Here is a 760-nt window from a genome sequence, read left to right as displayed (position 1 = left end):
CTTGGGAAAAGCCAAGTTGATGGTAAAGCAAGTCTTAAAATGTTGTTTAACAGTGGGCAAATTCAATCGCTTTTGACTCAAGCTCAGTTGCCTTCATGGTCACCGAATCGTGCCAATATTTTGGTTTGGCTGGTGGAAGAGCAAGATTACGACCGCGCAATTGCATGGGAACATTCTGATTCTGTCAACGTTGCTGCGTTGAAAAAAGCAACGGAAGCTCGTGGCCTTCCAATTACGATTCCTGTTGGGGATTTTGACGACGTCACGGGCGTGAACACGTCTGATCTTTGGGGCGGTTTCATTGAACCGATTAGCCAAGCCAGCCAGCGTTACCCAGCGGACGCGGTATTAATTATTCGTGCGCAAGGCGAGCAGATTCGTTGGACTTTGTATGACCAAGCGCCTGCAAAGATTATTGATGCGCAAACTTCTCCACGCAGCGGGTCGGCAACAGGTGCAGACGCTATTTCCGCAATGGTGGATGGTATTGCTGATTACTACGCAAGTAAAAACGCCGTTGTTGTCTCAGGCAAGTCTTCTAAAGCCGTGAATGTGAAAGTGTTAAATGTAACGTCTGCTGCTGATTTCTTCCGTTTAGAAAATGCACTTACCAAATTGAGTTCAGTGGCGGGCACAGAAATCAAGCGTGTACAAGGCAGTGAGTTAACGCTGACTATTCATTTGCTTGCTTCACAACAAGCATTTGAGCAAGAGGCTTCGTCTATCTCACAATTGATGGAATTTGAAGATCCACTCGGTG

At 46.6% G+C, this 760-nt stretch carries 1 protein-coding gene; it reads left to right on the top strand.

The window, feature by feature from the left end; all coding sequences use genetic code 11:
• Positions 1 to 760 (top strand): DUF2066 domain-containing protein (locus R7040_RS26070; protein ID WP_318097520.1); only part of this gene is annotated, 760 nt, incomplete at both ends.

Source organism: Vibrio sp. 1069 (genome assembly GCF_033340555.1).
This window is presented reverse-complemented; position numbering and strand designations above follow the sequence as displayed.